Annotated in this window: 20 protein-coding genes; 15 read left to right on the forward strand and 5 right to left on the reverse strand. The window is 72.7% G+C overall.

What is annotated here, in order from left to right; genetic code table 11:
* The first annotated feature begins 244 nt into the window (after positions 1-244).
* Together ACVUH9_RS12780 and ACVUH9_RS12785 are read left to right on the forward strand one after the other, a co-directional pair.
* Complete coding sequence (locus tag ACVUH9_RS12780; protein WP_475757465.1) at positions 245-2521, forward strand: putative bifunctional diguanylate cyclase/phosphodiesterase; 2277 nt, start codon at positions 245-247, stop codon at positions 2519-2521.
* 79 nt (positions 2522-2600) lie between these two features.
* A complete protein-coding gene (locus tag ACVUH9_RS12785) occupies positions 2601-3845 on the forward strand; it encodes an NAD(P)/FAD-dependent oxidoreductase (RefSeq protein WP_475757467.1) in 1245 nt (414 codons plus the stop codon).
* A gap of 89 nt (positions 3846-3934) precedes the next feature.
* Here ACVUH9_RS12785 and ACVUH9_RS12790 read toward each other — a convergent pair whose 3' ends face one another.
* A complete protein-coding gene (locus tag ACVUH9_RS12790) occupies positions 3935-4138 on the reverse strand; it encodes a hypothetical protein (protein ID WP_475757469.1) in 204 nt (67 codons plus the stop codon).
* A 120-nt stretch (positions 4139-4258) separates the two neighbouring features.
* Here ACVUH9_RS12790 and ACVUH9_RS12795 point away from each other — a divergent pair, with 120 nt between their 5' ends.
* The 3 genes from ACVUH9_RS12795 (at position 4259) to ACVUH9_RS12805 (ending at position 7092) form a co-directional block, all read left to right on the forward strand.
* A complete protein-coding gene (locus ACVUH9_RS12795; protein ID WP_475757471.1) occupies positions 4259-4753 on the forward strand; it encodes an RrF2 family transcriptional regulator in 495 nt (164 codons plus the stop codon).
* 75 nt (positions 4754-4828) lie between these two features.
* Positions 4829-5596: a Fe-S cluster assembly ATPase SufC gene (gene sufC, locus ACVUH9_RS12800; RefSeq protein ID WP_475757473.1), complete on the forward strand. Its 768-nt coding sequence runs from the start codon at positions 4829-4831 to the stop codon at positions 5594-5596.
* 251 nt (positions 5597-5847) lie between these two features.
* On the forward strand, positions 5848-7092 hold the full coding sequence (locus ACVUH9_RS12805; RefSeq protein ID WP_475757617.1) for an aminotransferase class V-fold PLP-dependent enzyme: 1245 nt from the start codon (positions 5848-5850) through the stop codon (positions 7090-7092).
* 276 nt (positions 7093-7368) lie between these two features.
* Here the strand turns inward: ACVUH9_RS12805 and ACVUH9_RS12810 are convergent, their stop codons facing one another.
* The gene (locus ACVUH9_RS12810; RefSeq protein WP_475757474.1) at positions 7369-8925 is read right to left on the reverse strand and encodes a hypothetical protein; all 1557 of its coding nucleotides are present in this window, start codon (positions 8923-8925) and stop codon (positions 7369-7371) included.
* 272 nt (positions 8926-9197) lie between these two features.
* Between ACVUH9_RS12810 and ACVUH9_RS12815 the strand changes: the two genes are divergently transcribed.
* A complete protein-coding gene (locus tag ACVUH9_RS12815; protein ID WP_475757476.1) occupies positions 9198-9647 on the forward strand; it encodes an iron-sulfur cluster assembly scaffold protein in 450 nt (149 codons plus the stop codon).
* A 737-nt stretch (positions 9648-10384) separates the two neighbouring features.
* On the opposite strand, the gene ACVUH9_RS12820 is transcribed toward ACVUH9_RS12815, so the two are convergent.
* Positions 10385-11830: an MFS transporter gene (locus tag ACVUH9_RS12820; protein ID WP_475757478.1), complete on the reverse strand. Its 1446-nt coding sequence runs from the start codon at positions 11828-11830 to the stop codon at positions 10385-10387.
* A gap of 100 nt (positions 11831-11930) precedes the next feature.
* Between ACVUH9_RS12820 and ACVUH9_RS12825 the strand changes: the two genes are divergently transcribed.
* The 9 genes from ACVUH9_RS12825 (at position 11931) to ACVUH9_RS12865 (ending at position 22173) form a co-directional block, all read left to right on the forward strand.
* Positions 11931-12545, forward strand: a complete 615-nt coding sequence (locus ACVUH9_RS12825) for a TetR/AcrR family transcriptional regulator (RefSeq protein ID WP_475757480.1) — start codon at positions 11931-11933, stop codon at positions 12543-12545.
* A 37-nt stretch (positions 12546-12582) separates the two neighbouring features.
* Positions 12583-13566 (forward strand): amidohydrolase family protein, encoded by a 984-nt coding sequence (locus ACVUH9_RS12830; RefSeq protein WP_475757482.1) that lies wholly within the window; start codon positions 12583-12585, stop codon positions 13564-13566.
* Positions 13563-14096, forward strand: a complete 534-nt coding sequence (locus tag ACVUH9_RS12835; protein WP_475757484.1) for a cysteine dioxygenase — start codon at positions 13563-13565, stop codon at positions 14094-14096. Before ACVUH9_RS12830 ends, ACVUH9_RS12835 begins: the two co-directional genes overlap by 4 nt.
* 153 nt (positions 14097-14249) lie before the next feature.
* The gene (locus tag ACVUH9_RS12840) at positions 14250-14564 is read left to right on the forward strand and encodes a Rieske (2Fe-2S) protein (protein WP_475757486.1); all 315 of its coding nucleotides are present in this window, start codon (positions 14250-14252) and stop codon (positions 14562-14564) included.
* A 1-nt stretch (position 14565) separates the two neighbouring features.
* Positions 14566-16017, forward strand: a complete 1452-nt coding sequence (sufB, locus tag ACVUH9_RS12845) for a Fe-S cluster assembly protein SufB (protein WP_475757488.1) — start codon at positions 14566-14568, stop codon at positions 16015-16017.
* A gap of 121 nt (positions 16018-16138) precedes the next feature.
* Positions 16139-17428, forward strand: coding sequence for a Fe-S cluster assembly protein SufD (gene sufD, locus ACVUH9_RS12850; RefSeq protein ID WP_475757490.1), 1290 nt, complete (start codon positions 16139-16141; stop codon positions 17426-17428).
* Between the two features lie 137 nt (positions 17429-17565).
* A complete protein-coding gene (locus ACVUH9_RS12855) occupies positions 17566-19443 on the forward strand; it encodes a hypothetical protein (RefSeq protein ID WP_475757492.1) in 1878 nt (625 codons plus the stop codon).
* 98 nt (positions 19444-19541) lie between these two features.
* Entirely contained in the window at positions 19542-20966 is a 1425-nt protein-coding gene (locus tag ACVUH9_RS12860) for a cystathionine beta-synthase (RefSeq protein WP_475757494.1), read from the forward strand.
* A gap of 79 nt (positions 20967-21045) precedes the next feature.
* Positions 21046-22173 carry a PLP-dependent transferase gene (locus ACVUH9_RS12865; protein WP_475757496.1) on the forward strand — a complete coding sequence of 376 codons (1128 nt, stop codon included), beginning with the start codon at positions 21046-21048 and terminating at the stop codon, positions 22171-22173.
* A 165-nt stretch (positions 22174-22338) separates the two neighbouring features.
* Here ACVUH9_RS12865 and ACVUH9_RS12870 read toward each other — a convergent pair whose 3' ends face one another.
* Both ACVUH9_RS12870 and ACVUH9_RS12875 read right to left on the reverse strand, forming a co-directional pair.
* Positions 22339-23196: a PadR family transcriptional regulator gene (locus ACVUH9_RS12870; RefSeq protein ID WP_475757497.1), complete on the reverse strand. Its 858-nt coding sequence runs from the start codon at positions 23194-23196 to the stop codon at positions 22339-22341.
* A 797-nt stretch (positions 23197-23993) separates the two neighbouring features.
* The gene (locus ACVUH9_RS12875) at positions 23994-24911 is read right to left on the reverse strand and encodes a beta-keto acid cleavage family enzyme (RefSeq protein WP_475757499.1); all 918 of its coding nucleotides are present in this window, start codon (positions 24909-24911) and stop codon (positions 23994-23996) included.
* Between the last annotated feature and the right edge of the window lie 174 nt (positions 24912-25085).

The following is a 25085-nucleotide window of genomic DNA, read 5'->3' on the forward strand; positions in this document are numbered from 1 at the left end:
GCGTGCGCGGGTCGGCGGACGACGGTGGCAGCGGCGCTCCGCCGTTGGGGTGGACGCCGTCCGCCGGCCGTGACCGGCAGTCGCCATCGGGGATCGCGAGATTCGCTCGCTTCGCCGGCCGCGGCGGGCGTACGATGGCGCCATCGGAGCAGAGCTGACACCCCAGGGGAGGCCGTCGCGGACGCTGGCGGGCACGGTCTTCCGTCGTCTGCCTGCTCCGGCGGCGCTGACGATCCTGCTGCTCGTGCTGTTCGCCGTCGTCCTGATCACGGGTCGACCAGGGGGCGAGACCGGCCCGGTCGAGGACTGGCGGCTGCGGGCGGTCGGGGCGCTGCTGGCCGCCGTCGGCGTGGTCGGACTGTGGGCGCGAGCGCGGGGGGCGCGGAACCGGCGGGAGATCGCCGGCTGGCTGCTGCTGGGGCTCGGGGGTGCGGCGGCCGTCGTGGCCCTGGTCCTGCTCGTGATCGATCCCGGCGCGGCGGTCCGGGTCGGGGGGCCGCTGGCGGTCAACCTGCCGTCGATGCTCGCGGCGCCGCTGGCCGCGCTCGGCGCGCTGCTGCTGGCGCGCCCGGTCCGCAACCTCGCCCAGGCCGTCCGGCTGCTGCTCGACGCGATCGGGATCGGCGCGAGCGCGGCGGTCTTCGCGTGGTACCTGGCGCTGCGGCCGCTCGGGGCGGCCGAGGCCGTGGGGTCGGTCTCGCCGACCGTGACCATGACCTACCTCGTGCTCGACGCGACGGCGCTCTCGCTCGGCCTGCTCGCGCTGCTGCGGGCGCCCATCGGGCTGCGGGCCAACGTCGGCGTCGGGGTCGGCGCCCTGGCGCTGCTGCTGCTCGCCGACAGCTCGCGAGGCTTCGAGCTGGTGCCGGGGACGACCGCGTCGGCGACCCTCGGAGAGCTCGGCTGGGTCGGCGCGCTGGCGCTGATGGCGACCGCGGCCTGGATCCAGCCGTCGCCGTCGCGCCCCGGGCCGGAGTCGGAGTTGGAGTCGGAGTGGGCGGCCCAGCTGTGGTGGGTGGCGCTGCCCTACCTGTTCATGGTCCCGGTCTCGGCCGTCCTGCTCGTCTCGGCGCTCCGGGGCGACGTCGACGCGCCGATCGTGATCGGGGCCGCGGTGATCATCGCCGTGCTTGGCTTCCGGCACGTGCTGGCGCTGCAGGAGAACGCCGGCCTCACGGGTCGGCTCTCGACCTCGGTCCGCCAGCTCGAGTACCGGACCACGCACGACGAGCTGACCGGGCTGCTGAACCGGACCGGCCTGATCGAGCGGCTCGACGAGCTGCGGCGCCAGCAGGCCGACGGCAGCGGCCGGCCGGCGGTCCTGCTCTTCATCGACATCGACCGCTTCAAGAGCATCAACGACACGCTCGGCCACACGATCGGCGACTCCGTGCTGCGCGCGGTCGCCGAGCGACTGCGGGCGACGATCCGCGGCAGCGACGGGTTCGCGGCCCGGTTCGCCGGCGACGAGTTCGTGCTGCTGTTCCCGGGACTCGGCTCGGAGCCCGAGGCCCTGACCCGCGCGCAGGACGCGCTCGATCTGGTCGAGCGCGCGATCCCGTTGGTCGACGGCGGCGAGATCATCGTGACCGCATCGGCGGGCGTGGCGATCGCCGACCGCGTCTCGGACGGCGAGGCGATCGTCCGCGAGGCCGACCTGGCGATGTTCGAGGCCAAGGAGCGCGGGCGCGCCCGGATCCACGTCTTCGAGGAGGGCCTCCGCCAGCGCAGTGAGAGCCGGGTCCAGATCGAGCAGGACATGCGCCGTTCGCTGGCGGACCCGTCGGCGTTCGAGGTCCACATGCAGCCGCTCGTACGGCTCGACGACGACGGGCTCTGGGGCGCGGAGGCGCTCGTCCGCTGGCGCCATCCGAGCAGCGGACTGCTGCTGCCCGGGCGGTTCCTCTCCGTCGCCGAGGACAGCGGCATGATCGTGCCGCTCGGGGGCCTCGTGCTCGCCGAGGCGTGCGCGGCGGCGGCCGCCGTTCCCGGCATCACCGTCTCGGTCAACCTCTCGCACCGCCAGCTGCACGACCCGTTCCTGGTCCCGACGATCGTCGGCCACCTCGAGGCCCACGGGCTCGACCCCGACCGGCTCTGCCTCGAGGTGACCGAGGAGGTGCTCGTCGACGACCGCACGATCGGCGTGCTCGAGCGGCTGCAGCGGGTCGGGACCCGGGTCGCGATCGACGACTTCGGGGTCGGCGCCTCCTCGCTCCGGCAGCTGCGACGGATCCCGGGGGCACAGGTCAAGATCGACCGCTCTTTCATCGAGCACATCGACGGCGAGCGCGGCGGCGACGACCGGGTGATGGTCAAGGCGCTGGTCGCTGTCGCCGAGCAGCTCGGTCTGGCGGTGGTCGCGGAGGGGATCGAGCGGCAGGCGCAGCTCGACGCGGTCCGCGAGCTCGGGATCCCGATCGGCCAGGGCTGGTTCCTCGGCGTCCCGCAGCGGGTCGCCGCGTTCGTGACCGGCCGTGGCGGGCGTCCGCTCGTGCGGCGGGGCCCGTACCGCGCCTGAAGGCGGCCCGCGCGGAGCGGTGCGGACGAGGACGGCGTCCGCCCGGAGAGCCGGCCCCGGTCGGTGGTAGCGTCGCGCCATGACGAGCGAGTCCCGGACCGACGTGCTGCTGATCGGCGGGGGCATCGCCTCCGCGTCGGCGGCCCAGGCGCTGCGCGACGGTGGCTTCGACGGCCGGATCGTGCTCGCGACGCGCGAGCTGGACCCGCCCTACCACCGACCGCCGGGCTCGAAGGAGCACCTGCGCGACGACCACGCCGTGAGCGACGAGCTGGTTCTGCCGGCCGAGTGGTACCAGGACAACGACGTCGATCTGCGGACCCGCTGCGGCGTGCTCTCGCTCGACGCCGCCGGGCGCACGGTCAAGCTCCAGACGAAGGAGGAGCTGGGCTTCGAGCGGGCGCTGCTGGCGACCGGGTCGATGGTCCGGCGGCTGAACGTCGACGGCTCGGGCCTGGAGGGGATCCACTACCTGCGGTCGCTGCGCAACTCGGAGACGATCCGCAACGACGTCGCGGCGGTCGGCGATCCCTCCCGCCCGACCCGGGTGGTCCTGATCGGCGGCAGCTACATCGGCTGCGAGGTCGCCGCCAGCCTGGCGGCGGCGGGCTGCTCGTGCACGATCCTGATGCTGGAGTCGCAGCCGCTGGAGCGGACCTTCGGGCCCGAGGTCGGCCGCTGGGTCCGCCGCCGGCTGGAGGAGGGCGGGGTCGAGGTCCGCGGCGGGGTCGAGGTCGAGGCCTTCCTGCCCGCCGACCCGGGGAGCGAGGACGGGCGCGTCGGCGCGGTCGCGCTGATCGGCGGCGGGCGGGTCGAGGCGGACGTGGTCGTGCTCGGCGTCGGGGCGATCCCCGACGTCGCGTTGGCCAAGCGGGCCGGGCTCGAGCTGGGGGAGACGGGCGGGGTCCGCTGCGACGACCGCCTGCGCGCCTCGCTGCCCGGGATCTGGGTCGCCGGCGACATCTGCGAGTACGACTCGGTCCTGCACGGCGAGCGCCTGCGGATCGAGCATGAGGACCTGGCGGCGAACCAGGGCAGCTACGTCGGGCGGCAGTGGCTCGGCGACGAGCAGCCGTTCGCCGAGGTCCCGTACTTCTTCAGCGATCTCGCGGACTGGGTGGCGATGGAGTCGGTCGGCCCGGCCCGCCGCTGGGACCGGACCCTGATCGAGGGCAGCCTCGACGACGACGCCTTCGCGGTCTGGTTCCTGGCCGGCGACCGCGTCCAGGGCTTCGCCTCGTTCAACGGCGTCGGCGACGTCGACCGCGCGCGGGAGATCCTGCGGGCGGGGGAGCCGGTCGATCCGTCGAGCCTGACGAGCTGAGACCGGTCCCGGGAACGAGGAACGGCCCCGGGGACGGGGCCGTTCGTGCTGCGAAGAGCGGGTGGCGCGGGCGGGCCGCGCCGGGTCGGTCAGCCCTGGTTGGGGATGACGTCGGGATCGTTGTCCGGACGCTCACCACGGGCGTAGGCGAGGTTCTCGGCGCGCTCACCGGCGGTCTGGGCGAGGGCGAAGGTGATCGCGACGACGCCGAACGCCGGGATGATCACGAGCCACAGCGCTAGAAGCCAGATCGTGTAGGTGGCGGCGCTGGTGGAGGCGAGCAGCAGTTCCATGACGGGGCCAGCATATCCGACCACCCGGCGCCGACGGCGGGCGAGGCTCCGGGGCCCGTGGCGTCCGGCCCCGACGGCCGCGCCGGCCCACTCCGACCGCGCTGGTAGGCTTTGGCGACCGTGATCTTCACGACCAAGGCCGAGTACGGCGTCCGGCTCATGGTGCGGCTGGGCGAGCTTCCGGGGGACGAGCCCGTCTCCCTCAAGACCGTCGCCGAAAGCGAGCGCCTGCCGCTCGCGTACCTGGAGCGGATCGTGGCGCTGCTGCGTCGCGCCGGCCTGGTCGAGAGCACCCGCGGCGCCCACGGCGGCTACCGGCTGGCGCGTCCGGCGAGCGAGATCCGGATGGACGAGGTGATCGTCGCCCTCGAGGGTGCCGTCGCCCCGATGTCCTGCTTCGTCGACGATCGCCAGGACGATCGCGTGCTCTGCTCCCACCTCGACGACAGCGGCTCGGGTTGTGCCACGAAGCTGCTGTGGACGCGGGTCCAGGGCGGCGTGCAGCGCGCGCTGCACCAGACGACGCTCGCGGAGCTCGTGAGCTTCGAGACCCCGTCTGCTCCGGCCGAGGCTCCGCCCGGCCTGACCCCGTCGCCGGCGGCCTCCGCCGCCTGACCCTCCGGTCGGCACGGCCCTGGTCCTCCGGTGGCCGCCGACCGCCCATCAACCCTCACCCCGACCGAGATTCCTATGGCTGACCTCGAGATCAAGAACCTGCACGTGAGCGCCGGCGAGAAGGAGATCCTGCGCGGTCTGAACCTCACCGTCAACCGCGGCGAGATCCACGCGCTGATGGGCCCCAACGGCTCCGGCAAGTCGACGCTCGCCAACGCGATCATGGGCAACCCGCAGCTCGAGGTCACCGAGGGCCAGATCCTCTGGAAGGGCGAGGACATCACCGAGCAGGACCCGGACGAGCGGGCGCGCAAGGGCCTCTTCATGGCCTTCCAGTACCCGGTCGCGATCCCGGGCGTGACGATCGTCAAGTACCTGCGGATGGTCCTCAACGCGCACCGTGAGGAGCGCGGCGAGAAGGAGATCTCGCTGAAGGAGTTCCGGACGCTGGTCCAGGGCGAGATGGAGCGGACGAACGTCCCCAAGGAGTTCGGCTCCCGCTACCTCAACGACGGCTTCTCCGGCGGGGAGAAGAAGCGCCTGGAGATGCTCCAGCTCGCGCTCCAGCGTCCCGACGTGGCGATCCTCGACGAGACCGACTCCGGCCTCGACGTCGACGCGCTCAACATCGTCTCCGAGGCCGTCAACGCGGTCAAGGCGGAGACCGAGCTCGGCGCCCTGATCATCACGCACTACCAGCGGATCCTGCACCTGATCAAGCCGGACCGCGTCTCGATCCTGGTCGACGGCCGGATCGTCAAGGAGGGTGGCCCGGAGCTGGTCACCCAGATCGAGGACCAGGGCTACGGCTTCATCCGCGACGAGGTCGCGGCGAACGCCTAGACCAACCGTCGGTGCGGGGCGCTGGGCGCTTCGCACCTCGGGCCGGGCGGCGCTCGGCAGTGTTGGCGCACAGCTCTCGCGCCGCCCGTCCCGCCCTGCTCGGTCTCCGCATCCCCTCAGACGCAGCCGCGCGGCTGCGTTGTTCGGCTGCTGCGGCGGCAGGCGGCGCCTTCGGAAGCTTCTCCGTCCTCTCCGGTAGGATTTGGGGCGTGCCTGACTCGACTGCCCTCACCGAGTCGGCCGCCGTGACCGTGGACGCGGTCAGCGACGTGCCGGCGCCGCTCGACGTGGAGGCGGTTCGCGACCAGTTCCCGTACCTGGAGCGGGCGGACGAGGTGATCTACCTCGACAGCGGCGCCAGCGCCCAGAAGCCGCGCGCCGTGCTCGACGCGATGTACGACTTCGGCGGCTCGCACTACGCCAACATCCACCGCGGCGTGCACGTGCTCGCGCGGGAGGCGGACGCCGGCTACGACGCCGCCCGCCAGACGGTCGCCGCGTTCGCCGGCTCGACCGCGCGCGAGACGATCTTCACCGGCAGCGTCACCCAGGCGGTCAACCTCGTCGCCCACAGCTGGGGGCGGGAGAACGTCGGGGCCGGCGACGAGGTCGTCATCACCCAGATGGAGCACCACGCGAACCTGGTGCCGTGGCAGCAGCTCTGCCTCCGCCAGGGCGCGACGCTCCGCTACCTCGAGCTCGACGACCAGGGCCGGATCAGCCTCGACCAGCTCGACCGCTTCCTCGCCTCGGGCAAGGTCAAGCTGGTCGCCCTGGCCCACGTCTCGAACGTGCTCGGGACGGTCAACCCGGTCGCCGAGGTCACACGCCGCGCGCACGAGGCGGGTGCGCTGGTCTTCGTCGACGGCGCGCAGGCCGTCCCGCAGCGGCCGGTCGACGTCACCGCGATCGGCGCCGACTTCTACGGCTGGACGGGCCACAAGCTCTACGGCCCGACCGGGATCGGCGTGCTCCACGTCCGTCGCGAGCTGCTGAAGGCGATGCCGCCGTTCCTGATGGGGGGCGACATGATCAACATCGTCGACTTCTACGAGACGAGCTGGGCGGACGGGATCCACCGCTTCGAGGCGGGCACCCCGCCGATCATCGAGGCGGTCGGGCTGGCCGCGGCCTGCGACTGGGTCGACGCGATCGGCGGTCTCGCCGCCGTCCACGCCCACGAGCAGCGGATCACCGCCTACGCGCTCGAGCGCCTCACGGCCGTCGAGGGCCTGCGGATCGTCGGGCCCCGCGACGCGAGCGAGCGCGGTGCGCTGGTCTCGTTCGCGATCGACGGGATCCATCCCCACGACGCGGCCGAGATCATCGCCCGCGACAACGTCTGCGTCCGCGCTGGCCAGCACTGCGCCGAGCCGCTCCACCGGGCGCTCGGGATCCCCTCGACGACCCGCGCCAGCTTCGGCGTCCACACCACCCGGGCCGAGATCGACGCGCTGATCGCGTCGGTCGGGCGGGTGCAGGCCATCTTCGCCTAGCTGCGGGCGGCGTGAGGCGTCCGTGGACGCTTCGCATCTCGGCACGCGAGGGCCTCGGCAGGGCTGGCGCCCAGCTCTCGGCCCACGCGCACCGACCTGCTCGGTCCACGGACGCCTCACATCCACCCGCGGCGGGTAGGTGCGCGGCGGATCTCGGCACGCGCGACGTTCGGCAGGGCTGGCGTCCGGCTCTCGGGTGGGCGGGCCGACCGACCTGCTCGGTCCACGAACCCCGCACTCCCCCCGCGGGGAGGTGTGGGTTCGTGGACCTGGTGGTCAGCGGATGGTGATGGTGACGCGCTGGGTGACGGTCTCGTTGCCGATCTGGACCTTGACGGTCAGGCGGTAGGTGCCCTTGCGGGCGTGCTTGCCGGTCTTGATCGTGAGGGTCTTGGTGCCGTTGCTGCCGACGTTGATCGTGCCGAAGCTGGCGGTCTTGGCGCGGCTGGCGGAACGGAGGGCGGGAGGCAGGGAGACGGTGGCGCGGGCGCCGCCGAAGGGTGCGGCGGTGGCGTTCTTGACCGCGATCTTGAGCGCAAAGCTGCCGCCGCGGCGGATGCTGCGGGCCTTGGCCGATCCGCTGCCGACGGTGACCTGGACGGTTCCGGGGGCACCAGCCGGGCCGGCGGGACCGCTCGGCCCCGCGGGCCCGAGCGGCCCGAGCGGGCCGTTGCTGCCGGTCTCGCCGCGCGCGCCGTTCTGGCCGGCATCGCCCTTCTGGCCGTTGGCGCCGGATTGGCCGGTGGCCCCGGTGTCGCCCTTCTGGCCGTTCTGGCCGTTGGCGCCGGTGTCACCCTTGTCGCCCTTCGGACCGGTCTGGCCGTCGGTTCCGGCGGGGCCGCTCGGCCCGATCGGACCCTGGGGGCCGGTCGGTCCGGTGGGGCCCGCAGGACCGCCCCCGCCGGTGCCCAGCACGGACGTGCCGGTCAACGGGAGCTCCGTGCGAATGCCGTCGCTTGTCTTGATGACCAGAACGGCGGAGCGGACCGCTGAGGCACCGGGGCCGTCCGGGGCGAACCGGACGTAGATGGGGCACGATTCCCCCTGCACCAGCCCTGCGGCTGTCTGGAGCCCTGATTGGAGCCGGAAGCACTCGTTGACGAGCTGGAAGTCGTTGGCATCCGGTCCGGTGAACGCTGCGTGTGCGACACCTTGCGTCTCGGGGGCGGGGTTCGTGACGGTGACGGTCTTCCGGTCGCTGAAGGTGCCGGCGACCTGCGTCCCGAAGTCGGGGTTGGCGGTGGTCATGGTCAGCGGCAGCCGCCCGCTGGGGTCGGAGAACCGGACGCTGAAGCGCAGGTCCCCGGGCTGCCGGCTCACGGTGCCGTCGGCGCTCGTGGTCAGGATCGAGCCTCCGACATAGGCCTCGGATGCGGAATAGGCCGCCATCGAGACGGCTCCGCCACTGGCGCCGATGGCGATTTCGGCGACGAATCGCTCTCCGGGGGAGACGAGGAGGGCGTCGGCGTCGAGGGCAATCGGCGAGAGCAAGCTGCCGTCGTCGATGGGGTCCGCAAAAGCGAGGCTCGGGCCGTACTTGGAGCCGTCCGGGTTGGCCCGGTAGAGCCGGAGACGGTGGGAATCGGATCCGCTGCGCGCGTACAGGGCAACGCTCCTGAGCCTCGTGACGCCGTCGGGGACGACGAAGTCCTGGCCGACACGCGTGGCGGGATCGGAGAGGGTCTGGATCGTGTCGGTGCCGGCGAAGCCACTCGAGCCGATCGTCATGGTGGGGATCGGCGCGGCGTGCGCCGCTGGACTCGCCACGAGCAGCAGCAGGCTGGTAGCGGCGGCCGCGCAGAGGGCACGGGCTGAACGGGACGGGGACAGCATGGAACGTCTCCTTGGTGAGGGTCGCGCGGAGGCAGGTGTGCGCCTGGCGCGCGAACGAGGATAGGGCGTCGATCTCGTGGTCGAGCCGATGGCGGCGTACCCCTTGTGTTAATCCTCCGCAGGGGTCGAGATGGCCCGGTCAATGGGTCGTCTATTGGAGGAAGGAAGGCGACCCGGAGCGCGCCTTCGGGTTGCGGCTGGCGCGGTCACGTCGGCGCGGACGAGGCCGCCGCACCGGGGCGAGCTCCGCCACCTGCGACGATGTACTGGTCATGGACGAGCTCTACCGCGAGAACATCCTCGACCACTACAAGCGGCCCCGGAACTGGACCCCGCCGCTCCCGGAGCTGGAGCAGGTCGACCTGCAGTTCGAGGACAAGAACCCCTCCTGCGGCGACCAGCTGAAGGTCGAGCTGCGGATCGACGGCGATCGCCGGGTGAGCGAGGTGCGGTTCTCCGGCCACGGCTGTGCGATCAGTCAGTCTGCCGCCTCGATGGCGTCGGAGGAGCTGGTCGGGATGAGCGTCGACGAGCTGGTCAAGCTCGATCAGGACTTCATCCTCGAGCTGCTGGGGATCGAGATCTCGGCGACCCGGATCAAGTGCGCGCTGCTCTCGCTGAAGATCATCAAGTCGGCTGCCCTCGGCGGCGCCGTCGAGTGGGACGACGCGGCCGAGTCGGTGCCGCCGCCCTCGGGCACCGGGCCCGCCGCCGGCTTCTAGGCCGGCCGTCTGGTCTCAGGCCGGTTCCCCCGGCCTCGAGGCCTGTGGGCCTGTCGCCCGCCGCAGGTTGCCGGCGTCTGCTGCCGTCGACCGCGTCTGCTGCCGTCGACCGCGTCTGCTGCCGTCGACCGCGTCTGCGGGCGGCGCGGGCGGACGTGGCGAGACAGGTGGGTCGGAGGAGAGACGGGGTCCGGTGGCGCTGCCCTCGGTCGGGTGGGGGCATCGTGCGTCACTGGGCGACGCGGAACGGTTCCGATCGCCGCGGGGCGACGCATACGGACTCCGCTGCTTGGGACGCGGCGGGGGAGCGGGGTCAGTTGGCGTCGCTCCTGACGAGGTGGGGTCAGTTCGCGTCGCCTGACGACGCGAGATGACCCGGGTCCTTGGCGAGCGACGCGACCTGACCCCGCTTCCGTCGAGCCTCGCCACACCGGGGTCAGTTCGCGTCGTCCTTGACGGGGTGGGGTCAGGTTGCGTCGCCTGGCGACGCGAGATGACCCCGGGTCCCACGCGCCGACGCAAGGTGACTCCGCTTCGGGCCTTCCGCTGCGTCCGGCCTCCCCACCCCGTCGCTGACGGTCGCGCCGCCGCCCCACCCACCGCGCTGGCCTACGGCTTCACCGAGTGCGGGCCGCACCGGCCATCGCCGCGTCCCACCTACGCCGCGGCCCCACCATCGCCGCATCCCACCATCGCCGCGCCCACCCACACCGCGCCCCGACGCCGCCCGCCGCGAGTCAGTCGACCGCCACCGCGGTGCCGGCGGTCCCTCGCGCGACCAGCGGCCGCAGCAGCACCACGGTCAGCACCGCCGCCACCGCCATCACCGCGGCCTGGACCTGGAAGGCGGCGGCGAAGCCCTCGGTCAGGGCCAGCGGTGCCGCCGTCCCGTCGGTGGCGGCCGAGCTGGTCCTCGTCGTCGCGATCGTCACCATCACCGCGATCCCGATCGCCCCGCCGATCTGCTGGGCGGTGGTGAGCAGCGCGGAGGCGACGCCGCCGTCGCGCTCGTCGGCCCCGTCGGTCGCGATCGCCATCACGATCACGAACGCGGCGCCGACCCCGACGGCGGTCAGCATCAGCGCCGGCATCAGGTGGCCGACGTATGAGCTCTCCGGCGTCAGGGTGCTCATCAGCCAGAGGCCGCCGCCCGCGGCGAGCAGGCCGCCGGCGACCGGGATCCGGGGGTCGAGCCCGGTCAGGAAGCGACCCGCGATCGCCGTCCCGAGGCCCATGCAGAAGCTGAAGGGTAGGAAGGCCGCGCCGGTCTCCAGTGCGGACCAGCCGAGCACGCGCTGCATGAAGAGGGTCTGGAAGAAGAACATCGCCAGGAGCCCGCCCGCGGCCAGGAAGACGATCCCGTTGGCGGTCATCGCCCTGCGACGACGGAGCAGCACCGGCGGCAGCAGCGGAGCGTCGGAGCGTCGCTCGGTGGCGGCGAACAGCAGTCCGAGGACGGCGGCGCCGGCGAAGCCGAGCAGGGTCCGAGCCGACGTCCAGCCCGCGCCGTCGGTCTCGACCACGGTGAAGACCAGCAGCAGCAGGGCGAGGGTGCCGAGCAGCGCGCCCACGACGTTCGGGGCCTCGCGCGCCTCGCGCTGGTCGTCGGCGGGCACCAGCCGGGGGACCATCACGAGCGCTACGGCGGCCACCGGCAGGTTGATCAGGAAGATCCAGCGCCAGTCGAACGCCTCGACGATCGCGCCGCCGAGCAGCACGCCGGTCGCGGCGCCGAGTCCGATCAGGCTGGCCCAGGCGGCCAGCGCGCGGCTGCGTCCCGGGCCCTCGCGGTAGGTCGCCAGCAGGATCGCCAGTGCCGAGGGGGAGAGCAGCGCGGCGGCGAGGCCCTGGAGGCCACGCGCGCCGACGAGGACCTCGGGCGACCAGGCCAGGCCGCAGACGGCGGAGGCGGTCGCGAAGGCCGCCAGGCTGAGCGAGAACATCCGCCGTGGGCCGATCCGGTCGGCGACCCGCCCGCCGATCAGGAGGAACCCGCCGAAGGTCAGGAAGTAGGCGTTGACGACCCACGAGAGCGTCCGCTCGGAGAAGCCGAGGTCCTCCCCGACGGTCGGTAGCGCGACGTTCACGATCGTGTCGTCGAGGATCAGCATGAACTGCGCCACGCAGGCGACGAGCAGGATGAAGAGCGGCCGCGCGGCGGCGCGGACTGGGGGAGCGGACATCGGGTCTCCAGACTGAGGCAAATCTTCTACGACCGTAGAAGTTTCTCCAGTTGTAGAAGAAAAGTCGACATTCGTCAAGGACCGCTGCGATACTCGAGTGGTGGCGCGCCGTTCCGACCAGCCCGATCGCCGGGACCTCCTGCTCGACGAGGCCCTGCGGCTGGTGGCGGAGGGTGGCCTGCAGGCGGTCACGCACCGCTCGGTCGAGCGGGCCGTCGGCGTCCCCCACGGTTCGGTCACCTACTACTTCGGCAGTCGCGACGAGCTCGTCGCGGCGATGGTCGACCGGCTGGTCGCGACCTGCGAGTCGCGGGTCGGGGTCGTCGCCCGCGACGTCGCGCTGGCTCTCGCTCCCGCCGAGCGGGTGCTCGACTTCGAGCGGATCGCCCAGGCGCTGGCGGGCTGGATGGAGGCCGACCGCGAGCTGCACCTCGCGCGCCTCGAGCTGGAGCTGGCCGCCGCCCGCGATCCGCGGCTGCGGGAGCGGATGAGCGATGCCGCCCGGGTCTTCTGGCGGCTCTGCGAGCCACTCGCGCTGGCGCTCGGGTCGACCGATCCCGAGCGCGACGGGCGGGTGATGGCGTCGATGGTCGACGGGCTCCTGATCGACCGCCTGGCGCACGATCCGGCTGACCCCGAGGTGCTCGCCGTGGCGGCCCGTCAGCTGTTGCGATCGTGGGCTCCGGAGTCGCTGGAGTCCGTTTCGGGCGCTTAATCCCTTAAATCTGACCGGGTTTGCTAGATTTGCGGTCGTGAGCACCACGACCGACCTCCACCAGCACGCGTGGCCGGAGTCGTTCCTCGCTGCGCTGTCGGCCCGGGTCGACGGCCCGCGGACCCGCCGCGCGGGCGATCGACGCTGGACGCTCGACCTCCCCGGCGAGCCGTCGTGCACGCTCGGCGAGCGGGAGATCGACATGGACCGGCGGGCCGGGGGCCTGTTCGCGGCCGGGATCGACCGGGCGCTGCTGGTGCCGCCGCTGGCGATCGGGGTCGACGCCCTGCCTGCCGAGGAGGCGCGCGAGCTGCTCGCCTCGTGGCAGGACCCGGCGCTGGCGCTCGGGGGCCCGTTCGGGGTCTGGGCCGCCGTCGCCGCCCGCGATCCCCGCCCCGAGGATCTGCGGAGCGCGTTGCGGCGCGGTGCGGTCGGGCTCGCCGTTCCGGCCGCCGCCCTCGCTGACCCGGCCGCGTTGGAGCGGATCGGCCCGGTGCTCGAGGAGCTGGCCCGCGCCGAGCGGCCGCTGTTCGTGCACCCCGGTGCAGCGGAGCGCGCGTCCGATCCGACCCGCCCCGAGGTCGCCGACTGGTGGCCGGCGATCGCCGACTACCCCGGCCAGCTGCTGCGGGCCTGGGCGACCTGGCTCGACCGCGGTCATGCCCAGCACCCGACCCTGCGCGTCGCCTTCGCGGCGCTGGCCGGCGGCGGGGCGCTCCAGCTCGACCGGCTCGCGGCCCGCGGCGGTCCGGTCGAGCTCGCCCGCTCCGACCGGTTCGTCTACGAGACGTCGTCGTTCGGCCCCCGCGGCCTCGCCGCGGCGGCGCAGGCGGTCGGCGTCGACCGGCTCGCCTTCGGCAGCGACCGACCGGTGGTGCCGGCGACCGACCAGCACGTGCCGGCCGTCGCCGGGATCGACCCGATCCGGCTGGCGACGGTCGCCGCCGGGCGCCTGCTCGGCGATCCGGTCGCTCCCGAGGCGGTGGTCGCCCCGCCCCGGGTCGTTCCGGTGGCGGCATGAGCAGCGTCGTCCGCCGGGCCGACGAGCTCGAGGGCGAGTACCCGTCGGCGGCGGGCGCGCTCGACGCCGAGCAGCTGCTCGCGCTCTCCCGGGAGATCGCCGCCGACCCCGGGCAGTGGCAGCACCTGGTCCGGCACGATCCCGAGCAGCGCAGCTACGCGCTGCTGCGTCAGGACGACGAGGTCACGGTCTGGCTGATCTGCTGGAGCCCTGGCCACGACACCGGCTTCCACGACCACGACGTCTCGAGTGCCGGGGTGGCGCTGGTCAGCGGGTCGATCGTCGACGAGCGACTGACCGCCTCGGGGGTGGGTGGGCAGCACATCACCCGTCGGCTGGATGCGGCGAGCGGCGCGACGATCGAGCCGACCGAGATTCACCGGATGCACCACCCGGGTGGCGCGCCGGCGGTCTCGATCCACGCCTACTCGCCGCCGCTGCTGCGGACCGGCGCCTACGAGGTCGCAGGCGACGGGCGCCTGCTGCGTCACGCCCAGCCGGGCGAGGATGCGCTCGCGCCGCGGGTCTGACTTAGGGCGCCCTATTTGTAGGCGCTTCAAATGACGGGGGCGCCTCGGGGCGTGGCACGGTACAATTCCGCCCAACGGCATCGGACATGCTCGAGCTCCGTGGAACGACCCGGGGCGAAGGCACCTCCGACCCGATCGCCGCCTGCCTCTCCCGTGCCCCTGATCGACGTCTGCCTGCTCTCCGACCTCCCCGATGGGGCCCGTGTGACGCTGGAGCACGATGACGTCGAGATCGTCGTCGTCAACGTCGGCGGTGAGATCCTCGCGATGGAGGATCGCTGCAGTCACGACGACGGCGACCTCTCCGAGGGCACGCTGGATCCGGCGCAGTGCACGATCGAGTGCCCGCGCCACGGTGCGCTGTTCGACCTGCGCACCGGTCGCCCTTTGACCCTTCCGGCCTACCAGCCGGTCGACACCTTTCCCGTCACGGTCGACGGGGACACCATCAAGTTGGAGGTGGACTGAGATGCCCACGCCCCCTGAGACCAGCGGCTCCCTGCTCAACGAGCAGGAGTCGTCCCTGGTGGACCTGAACGCCGACTACACCGAGCGCTACGGGTTCCGCGACGCGGAGAACTACCTCTTCAAGGCCCCGAAGGGGATCAACCGCGAGATCGTCGAGAAGATCTCGGAGTTCAAGCAGGAGCCGCAGTGGATGCGCGACTTCCGCCTGAAGGCCCTCGAGTACTTCTTCGCGCGGCCCCAGCCGACCTGGGGCAGCCCGATGCTGGCCGAGGTCGACTACGACGACATCCACTACTTCGTCCGCGCCTCGGAGCGGTCCGAGCGCTCGTGGGACGACGTGCCCGAGGACGTCAAGAAGACGTTCGACCGGCTCGGGATCCCGGAGGCGGAGCGCAAGTTCCTCTCGGGCGTCGGCGCGCAGTACGAGTCCGAGGTCGTCTACCACCAGGTGAACGAGGAGCTCGAGAAGCAGGGCGTCATCTTCACCGACATGGACACGGCGCTCCGTGAGCACGAGGACCTCGTGCGCAAGTACTTCGCCACGGTGATCCCGCCGAACGACAACAAGCTCGCCGCGCTCAACAGCGCCGTCTGGTCGGGTGGCTCGTTCGTCTACGTGCCGCCGGGCGTGCACGTCGAGATGCCGCTGCAGGCCTACTTCCGGATCAACACCGAGAACATGGGCCAGTTCGAGCGGACGATCATCTTCGCCGACGAGGGCTCGTACGTGCACTACGTCGAGGGCTGCACCGCCCCGACGTACTCCAGCTCCTCGCTGCACTCCGCGGTCGTCGAGCTGATCGCCAAGCCCGGGGCCCGGATCCGCTACACGACGGTCCAGAACTGGTCGAACAACGTCTTCAACCTCGTCACCAAGCGGGCGATCGCCGAGCGCGACGCGACCGTCGAGTGGGTCGACTGCAACCTCGGCTCGAAGCTGACGATGAAGTACCCGGCCGTCTACCTGATGGGCGAGCGGGCGCACGGCGAGGTCCTCTCGATCGCCTTCGCCGGCAACGGGCAGCACCAGGACGCGGGGGCGAAGATCGTCCACGCGGCCCCGAACACGACCTCGAACATCTTCGCCAAGTCGATCTCCAAGGACGGCGGGCGGTCCAGCTACCGCGGTCTGCTCGAGGTCGGCAAGGGCGCGATCGGGTCGAAGTCGAAGGTCGTCTGCGACGCCCTGCTGCTCGACGACCGCTCGAAGACCGACACCTGGCCGACGATCCGGATCGACGAGGACCAGGTCGACATCGGCCACGAGGCGACCGTCTCGAAGGTCGGCGACGAGCAGCTGTTCTACCTCCAGTCGCACGGGCTGACGGAGGAGGAGGCCGCGAAGCTGATCGTCAACGGCTTCATCGAGCCGATCGTCAAGGAGCTCCCGATGGAGTACGCCGTCGAGATGAACCGTCTCATCGAACTCCAGATGGAGGGATCCATCGGCTGAGCTCGCCTCGTGGCGCCTGGCGGCGTCCTCGGTCGGTCAGGTCCATGCGGACCTCTCCCTCCCTGCGTCCTTGCCAGGCACCACGATTCTTCGCTCAGACGATCGATCCCACGGTATTTCCATGACTGCAACAACCGCTCCTGCTCCCGTCTGGCTGTCTGCTCTCCGCAGCGGCGCGGCCGAGGAGCTGCCCAACATCGAGATGCCGCAGTTCCGCGGCACGCCCGGTTGGGAGTTCACCGAGATCCCCGAGCTCGATCTCGACGCGTACCCGACGGCGCAGACCGTCGACGCGTCGCTCGTCGGCACGGTCGTCGATAGCGCCCCGCGCGTCTTCGACCACCTGCCCGAGGGCACGATCCGGCTGACGCAGGTCGATCACGCCGTGATCGACGAGCCGCGTGCGCTGCCCGACCCGACCGCCGGCAAGCAGGCGATCGTGCTGCCGCTCGAGGTCGCGGCGGCCGAGCACCCCGAGCTCGTCGAGCAGTACCTCGGCAAGATCGAGACCGCCCGTACGCCCTTCACGGCCCGCAACGACCGCGACTGGAGCGGTGGCTTCTTCGTCTACGTCCCGCGCGGCGTGCACCTGGAGGCGCCGGTCCTGCTGACGCTGATCCAGGACAAGGCCGGACGGACCGTCGCCCCGCGCACGCTGATCGTGCTCGAGGAGGGGGCCGAGGCCGAGGTCTGGTCGGAGACCGTCTCGTCCTCGGCCGAGCTCGACGCGCTCGTCAACGGCGTCGTCGAGCTGCACGTCGGGCAGAACGCCCGGCTGCGCTTCGTCGACGTCCAGGACCTGTCCGAGAAGACGTGGATCTTCGGGGCCCAGCGGGCCACGATCGAGCGCGACGGCTGGATCGACTGGATCAGCCTCGGCCTCGGCTCCGCCAAGGGCAAGGTCTTCCAGGAGACGTCGCTCGACGGCCAGGGCGCCCACGGGCGCGTGACCGGCGGCTACGCCACCCACGGCAAGCAGCACCTCGACTTCGACACGCTGCAGACCCACGCTGCGCCGAACACGACCTCGGATCTCGCCTTCCGCGGGATCGTCGCCGAGAAGTCGTCGACGGTCTGGCGCGGGATGATCAAGGTCGACGAGGCCGCGCAGCAGACCGACGCCTTCCAGGAGTCGCGGAACCTGCTGCTCGGACGCAAGGCCCACGCCGACGCGATCCCGGGCCTCGAGATCGCCGCCAACGACGTGCGCTGCACCCACGCGGCCGCGATCGCGCAGATCGACCCGGACCAGCTCTTCTACCTGCGCTCGCGCGGGCTGAAGCTGAACATGGCCCGGCGGATGGTCATCGAGGGCTTCCTGGCCGAGCTGGTGACCCGCTTCGAGGAGGGCCCGATCCGCGAGGCCCTCGGCGAGATCCTCCAGCGCCGGATGGACGCCGTCCTCAACTAGACGGTGCCGCGGACGCCGACCGGCCACCGCCGGTTCGGCGTCCGCATCCGCCCGACCCCACGTCGGACCGGTCGACGCGCGCCGCGGCGCGCGCACCGAGCGGCGTGGGCGTGCACCAGCGTTTGTAGGATCACGCGGTGCTGCGAACCAGGATCCTCGGCGGGGGATTGGCCATCGTCGTCGGCCTGGCGGCCGCCGCGACGACCGCCGGGGCCCAGACTCCGGCACCACCGGCGGGACCGGACGTCACCGCGCTCCCGCTCGACTCGCCGATCTACGAGACCATGCGGTGGAAGTGGAACCGCGTCGCCGGGGCCTACGGCGGACTGCCCGGCGCACCCGGGACCCGGGTCAACGCGCTCATGCTGCGGCTCTCGGTCCAGGCCGCCCAGGGGCGGGGCCCGGAGCTGTTCGCGGACCAGGCTCGGATCGCCGTCCTCGTCGACACGCTGACCCGCGCCCCGGCCTTCCTCGACGGCGGGTACACCAGGTACGACCGCAACGACCCGGATCAGCAGCACCGGCCCGGGTTCAGTCAGGTCGCTGGCCGCTCGACGACCCGTGCGACGACCCAGCACATCTCGATCGACCCCGAGGTCGCGCTCGCGCTCGCCGAGGCCTACCGCGACGCCGACCGGATCGACCTGCCGACCGAGCTGCGCGAGCGGATCCGCTACGTCGTCCTGCGGGTCGCCAAGCACCGGATGTTCGCCCCCGACCAGGTCCGGATCGGCCAGCTCGTCTGGACCGCGAACATGCTCTGGGCCAAGCGGCTGGTCGACGGCGACGTGCTCGCCTGGGTCAAGGACTACCGCCGCGCGCTCGACACCCAGCGCAAGCTGCTCCCGCGGCTGCTGACCGAGGACGCCGGCTACCGCTACACGCCGCGCGAGCGCGACGCGACCATCAACCGGATGGACACCCCCGAGTACAGCCTGATCGCGCTGGCCGGGGCGCAGTACCTGCCGCAGGCGCTGGCGCTGGGGATGCGGCTCTCGCGCGAAGAACGAGCGCTCTACCGACGCTGGATGCGGCGGGCGCTGTGGGGCTCGTTCGGCAACGACGGCGGGCTCAACTGGGACACCGGCTGGGGCGCCGACCGCCGCTACCTGACCCAGTACTGGGGCTGGGCCGTGACCGAGCTGGCCGCGATCGGGGCGATGCCGGCCGGGTTCCTGCCGAAGGCCGACCTCGACCGCTTCGACAGCCTCTGCCGCCGGATCCAGCAGCGCTACGAGGAGGAGGCCGGCGGCAACGGGATCCTGCCCAAGACGCTCTACGGCGCCCAGAGCCGGTTCGCCTCCGCGGGCAGCGACCAGGCGATCGGCACGCTCCGGATCGTGGCCGCCGCAGGCCGCTGCCCGGGGGTCGGGATCGCCGGGACGCCGGACGCCGCGGCGAGCTTCGACCGCGACCAGCAGCGCTACGCGATCACCACCGACCGCTACACGACCTCGGTCGTCGGCTGGTCGCGGGACCTCGCCTCCGGGGTCCTGCCGGTCCGGCTGGTCGACGCCAAGGGCGTCGCGATCGGCGGGCTCGGGGGACGCGGCTCGGCCTTCGACCTGCAGGCCGGAGCGCTGCGACTGGGCGGCGGCTACCAGCGGGACGTGAAGACCCGGCTCAGCGCCAAGCCGGGTAGCGGCCCCCTCGACGGGCGGACGCGCCTGACCGGGACGATCTCCTACGGGCGCCGGTCGGCACGGGTCCGGACCTCGTTCGACCGCGAAGGCTGGACGCTGAAGGGCACGCTCGCCCAGGCGTCGACGCGGCGCTGGCGGATCCCGATCCCGGCCGGCACCGCGGTCAGCGTCGAGCGTGGCCGCGACACCGTCCTGCGGATGGTGCCCCCGGCCGGCGCGAGCTGGCAGGTGAGGATCGCGGGCAAGGGCAAGGTCACGTTCCCCTCGGTCGCGCGCAACCCGCTCGACCCGTCGGTTCGCAAGGTCGCGTTCGTGCGGCTGCCGAAGGGGAGGACACTCGGCTTCAGCGTCCACGTCGACGCCGCTCGCTGACCGCCGGTCCGGCCCCGCCGGGGGGCCAGAGTCGACGGGTGTCGAGGACGATCGTCCATGTCCGCCGCGCCCGCGGTCGCGGTCCGTAGAGTGGCTCCATGTCTGGCACATCACCGTCCCCCGAGTCGGATCGGACGGACGCTCCCTCCGAGCCGGTCGTCCTCGACTCGATCCTCGACACGATCGGCGACACGCCGCTGGTCCGCCTCTCGCGGATCGGCGCCGGCCTGACGCCGCAGCTGCTGGCCAAGGTCGAAGCGCTGAATCCGGGCGGTTCGATCAAGGACCGGGTCGCGCTGCGGATGATCGAGGCGGCCGAACGCGACGGCCTCCTGCGCCCCGGCGGCACGATCGTCGAGCCGACCTCCGGCAACACCGGCACCGGCCTGGCGATCGCGGCCCGGATCAAGGGCTACCGCGTGATCGCCGTGATGCCGGACAAGATGTCGCAGGAGAAGATCGACCTGCTGCGGGCCTACGGGGCCGAGGTCGTCGTGACCCCGACCGACGTCGACCCCGAGTCGCCGCGCTCGTACTACAGCGTCTCGAAGCGGCTGACCGAGGAGATCCCCGGCGCGTTCAACCCGAACCAGTACGCGAACCCCGCCAACCCGCAGACGCACGTCGACTGGACCGGGCCGGAGATCTGGCGCCAGACCGGCGGCAAGATCACGCATCTCGTCGCGGGCGTCGGGACCGGCGGCACGATCACCGGGATCGCGCGCTACCTGAAGGCGCAGAACCCGGACATCCAGATCATCGGGGCCGATCCCGAGGGCTCGATCTACTCGTCGGAGGAGGTCCGCCCGTACCTGACCGAGGGCGTCGGCGAGGACTTCTGGCCGACGACCTTCGACCCGTCGGTCGTCGACCGCTACGTGACCGTCAGCGACAAGGACGCGTTCCTCTCGGCGCGCCAGCTCTCGCTGGTCGAGGGGATCCTCTCCGGCGGCTCGTGCGGGACGGCGATGGTCGCTGCGCTGACGGTGGCCCGCGAGATCACCGATCCGGACGCGGTCGTCGTGGTGATCCTGCCCGACGGCGGGCGCTCGTACCTGTCGAAGATCTACAACGACACCTGGATGCGCGAGCACGGCTTCCTCGAGCGCCCGCCGGAGCGCACGGTCGGTGACGTGCTGCGGGCCAAGGAGCAGGAGGGCGGCGTGCCGCAGATGGTCTCGGTACGGCCGAACCACAAGGTCCGTCAGGCGATCGCGCTGCTCCACGAGCACCAGGTCTCGCAGCTGCCGGTGGTCTCGCCGCACGACGACGACGCGCTGGTCGGCTCGATCGGCGAGCGGGGGCTGCTGCGCCGCGCCGCCTCCGACCCGGCCGTGCTCGACGCCGAGATCTCCGAGGTGATGGAGCTGCCGTTCCCGGCCGTCTCCGCCGGCGCGCCGGTGCGGGAGGCGGTCGAGCTGCTGTCCGGCGAGCAGCAGGCGCTGGCCGTGATCGAGGGCGGACGACCGGTCGGCCTCGTGACCCGCTCGGACCTGCTGGAGTCCCTGGTGATGCCGGCGTGATCGGCACGCCGTCGGCGGTCCCGTCGACGGCTGCCGCCCGGATCCGTCCCGCCCTTCCCGAACTCCCCCTGGTGCCCGCATGAGCAAGCTTCCCGACGACGCCCGGATCGCCACCCGGACCGTCCACGCCGGCCTCGACCCCGACCCGACCTACGGCTCGATCGTCCCGCCGATCCACCAGACGTCGACCTTCGTCCAGCCCTCGCCGGGCGAGTACGTCGGCGACTTCGACTACGCCCGCTCCGGCAACCCGACCCGTGCCGCGCTGGAGACCGCCCTCGGGCAGCTCGAGGGTGGCCTGGCGACGACCTTCTCCAGTGGCTTGGCGGGCGAGCACGCGCTGATCACCGCGGTCGCCGGGACCGGCTCGCACGTCGTCCTGCCCAACGACCTCTACGGCGGGACCTACCGCCTGGTCGACAGCGTGCTGAGCCGCTGGGGCCTGAGCTACGACCTCGTCGACCAGCGCGACCTCGATGCGGTCGTCGCGGCGATCCGGCCGGAGACGGCGCTGGTCTGGGTCGAGAGCCCGACCAACCCGCTGCTCAACGTGGTCGACGTCGAGAGCCTGATCGGCCGGGTCCGCGCGGCGACCAAGGGCCGTGACTCGCGCCCGCTGGTGGTCGTCGACAACACCTTCGCGACGCCGATCCACCAGCGTCCGCTGGAGCTGGGGGCCGACGCCGTGGTGCACTCGACGACGAAGTACCTCGGGGGCCACTCCGACGTCGTCGGCGGTGCGGTCGTCGTGCGCGAGAAGGCGCTGCACGCGGCGGTCCGCCACGTCCAGAACTCGATCGGCGCGATCCCGGGGCCGTTCGACTGCTTCCTGCTCCACCGCGGGCTGCGGACGCTGCACCTGCGGGTCGCCCAGCACGGGCGCAACGGGCAGGCGGTCAGCGAGTTCCTGGCGGGGGCGGACGGGGTGACGAACGTGCGCTGGCCCGGCTTCGGCGGGATGGTCTCGTTCCAGCACCCGGCCGCGATCGAGCTGACGTCGGAGACGAAGATCTTCTCGCTGGCCGAGTCGCTCGGCGGGGTCGAGTCGCTGATCGAGGTCCCGGCGGCGATGACCCACCAGTCGGTCGCCGGCTCCGACGCGGCGGTCCCGGCCGACCTCATCCGGCTCAGCTGCGGCGTCGAGGATCCGCTCGACCTGGTCGCGGATCTGGCGCAGGCGCTGGCCGCGGTCGGGTCGGGCCGCTAGCCGGGGAACGCGAACGGCCCGCCGCCCCGCGAACGTCGCGGTGCGGCGGGCCGGTGGATGCGGCGGGGTGGCCGTCGTCGGTGGACTGCCGGACGAGAACCGCGGGCGGACCAGGACGATCGGCCGCGCGAGCCTGCCGCGGCCGATCCTGGGGTCGCCTCGGTCCTACGCGTCGGTGTCCGGGGCGGGGGTGTCCGGGGTGTCCGGGGCGGAACGGTCGCCCGGACCCGGGTGCTCGCTCTCGTCCTCGGCGAGGATCCAGTAGAGCTGGCGGCGGGTCTCCTTGAGGATCTCGGCCGCCGCGGCCTGCTGACTGGGGGTTCCGGCCTGGGTCACCTGGAAGGCGGCGAAGCCGACCTCGCGCATGACCGATCCGAGCTGCCAGGTCTGGTCGCTGATCCCCTCGGCGGCGGTCTCCCACGGGGTGCCGAGCTCCTTGCGGTGCTCGTCGACGTGCTTGCGACCGTCGTCGGTGAGGGTGAAGAAGCGGCCGTTGCCGCGCTGCTCGGCCCGGATCAGGCCCTCGTCCTCGAGCTGCTGCAGCGAGGGGTAGACCGAGCCGGGGCTCGGCCGCCACGTCCCGTGGCTGCGCTCCTCGATCTCCTGCATCAGCTGGTAGCCGTTGGCGGTCTCGCGCTCCTCGAGCACGAGCAGGAGAGCGGCGCGGACGTCACCGCGTCCGGCCCGCGGGCCGCGACCGCGGCGGCCGAAGCCGCCCCGTCCACCGCCGCCCGGGAAGCCGCCCCAGGGGGGACCGCCGCCCCACGGCGGGCCGCCGAAGCCGCGGGGGCCACGGCCGTGACCGTGGCCGTGGCGACCACCGGGGCCGCCACGGCCACCCGGACCGTCGAACGGGCCGTCGTCGCCGGGGCCCTCGTGGCGACCGGGGCCGCCGGGCCCGCGTCCCCCCGCCATCGCGGTGAAGAACGCGACCAGGCGCGGGTCGAGCTGCGGGAAGCCACGGTGGCGCTCCGGGCCGCAGGCGGTCCGGTGTCCTTCGTAGTGGTGTGCGTGTGCCGTCATCTGGCACTCCTTTCGATCGCTTCCGATAGGTGAACGATATATCGGTAACGGTCGTTCGTCAAGAGGCGAGCGGATCGGTCGGGCGACCGAACGGCGTCGAGGTGGGGTAGATCCCCGTCTGCCACGGACGATGCGCGGCAGTTGTGCGGGGGCAGGGAGGCGTCGCATACGTCGCGTCCAGGCATCGGTCGGGGCGGTGCGCCGCGGGTCGCCGTGGTCGGGCAGGAGCGCGGCGACGAGGGCGAGGGGCGTCGCGGGGACGAGGACCGTCCCGGCGTGAGCGGGTGGCCGGCCGTGGGTGGGGCGGCCGGCGCGGGTGGTGAGCGCGGCGGTGAGGCGGGCGGCGCGGGTGGTGAGCGCGGCGGTGAGGCGGGCGCCGCGCGTGAGCGGGGCGGCGAGCGTGGGTCGGGCCGGGGCGGGCGGTGGGCGCGGCGGCAGCGGGGCGGGCACGGCGCGCGAGCGGGCGGCCGGCGTGGGCCGGCCGGGGCGGGCTGTGGGCGCGGCGGCGAAGAGAGCGCCGCCAGATCGAGGCGGCCTTCTTCCAAGCCGTGATGTAGCCGGCCACATCACTATGGGGTCGGCACATCACGGCCAGGAAGAAGCGTCGCTCCAGATCTCGCGCCACGTTTGCCGATGGCCTGGCCTGGCCTGGCCCGGCCCCGGCCCGGCCCCGCCCGGTCCGCCTCGGTCCGCCGCGCCCCGGTCCGACTCGCCTCGCACCGCGCTCGGCCCGCCCCGGCTGGCCCCGCCCCGGCCGGCCCCGGCGCGATGGTCGCCGTCCGGCGGTGCTCCCGCGCTCAGGGGCGCTGCGGCACGCCGAGCGCGGTGCGCGCCTCGGCGACGGTCGCCGGGCGGCGGCCGGCGTCCTCGATCATCTGGCGGGCCTTGGCGATCAGCTCGCCGTTGGAGCGGGCCATGGTGCCGTCGGGCAGGTAGAAGTTGTCCTCCAGGCCGACCCGGACCGAGCCGCCGAGGCCGAGCGCTGCGGCCAGCATCGTCCACTGCACGCGCGAGATCCCGATCACGCCCCAGTGGTGGTCGCGGGGGCTGCCGTCCTCGGCTGCCGTGACCGGGAGGGCGCGGCCGATCTCGGCGAGGTTGTCGGCCATCGCCGCGAGGTTGCGGGAGGTCGGCGGGATGCCGCCGGTCACGCCCATCACGAAGTCGGCGTGCAGCGGACCCTCGAGCAGGCCCATGTCGATCAGCGGCGCGAGGTTGCCGACGTGGCCGATGTCGAAGCACTCGTGCTCGGGCTTGATGCCCAGCCGCCGCATCGCCTGCAGCAGCTCGACGATCTCGTCGAACGGGTTCGGGAAGACCGTCGAGAACACGAACTCGCGCCGGCGGGCCGAGTACTTCGCGTAGTTCATCGAGCCCATGTTGAGCGCGGCGACCTCGGGCCGGCACGCCTCCAGGTAGGCGATCCGCTTCTCGACCGAGACGCCGATCGTGCCCGTCGAGAAGTTGATGATCGCCGCGCCTGCGACCTCGTCGCGGATCGCCTGCGAGATCGCGGCGAAGTCCTCGATCTCGTAGCTCGGCCGGCCGTCGGGGGAACGGGCGTGGATGTGGATGTGGACGCCGCCCTCGTCGACGATCCGGCGCGCCTCGGCCGCGTACTCGGCGGGCGTGTAGGGAATCGCCGGGCACTGGTCCCGGTTGGCCAGCGATCCGGAGATCGAGCAGGTCAGGATCGCGGGGTGATCGAGGCTCATGGGTGCTCCACGGTGGACGACGGGTGCTGGCCGGCGGCGACGCGATCGCCGGCCCGAGTGGCCCACGACGGCCCCGGCCCGGGGGCGGTGCGAGCGCTCCACTGTAGAACGCGACTCCGGCGGCAAGGCGGGGGAGGAGCACAGTTGGAGGGCGGTTCGATGTGGTTCTCACCC

This window comes from Patulibacter ginsengiterrae (genome assembly GCF_056269115.1).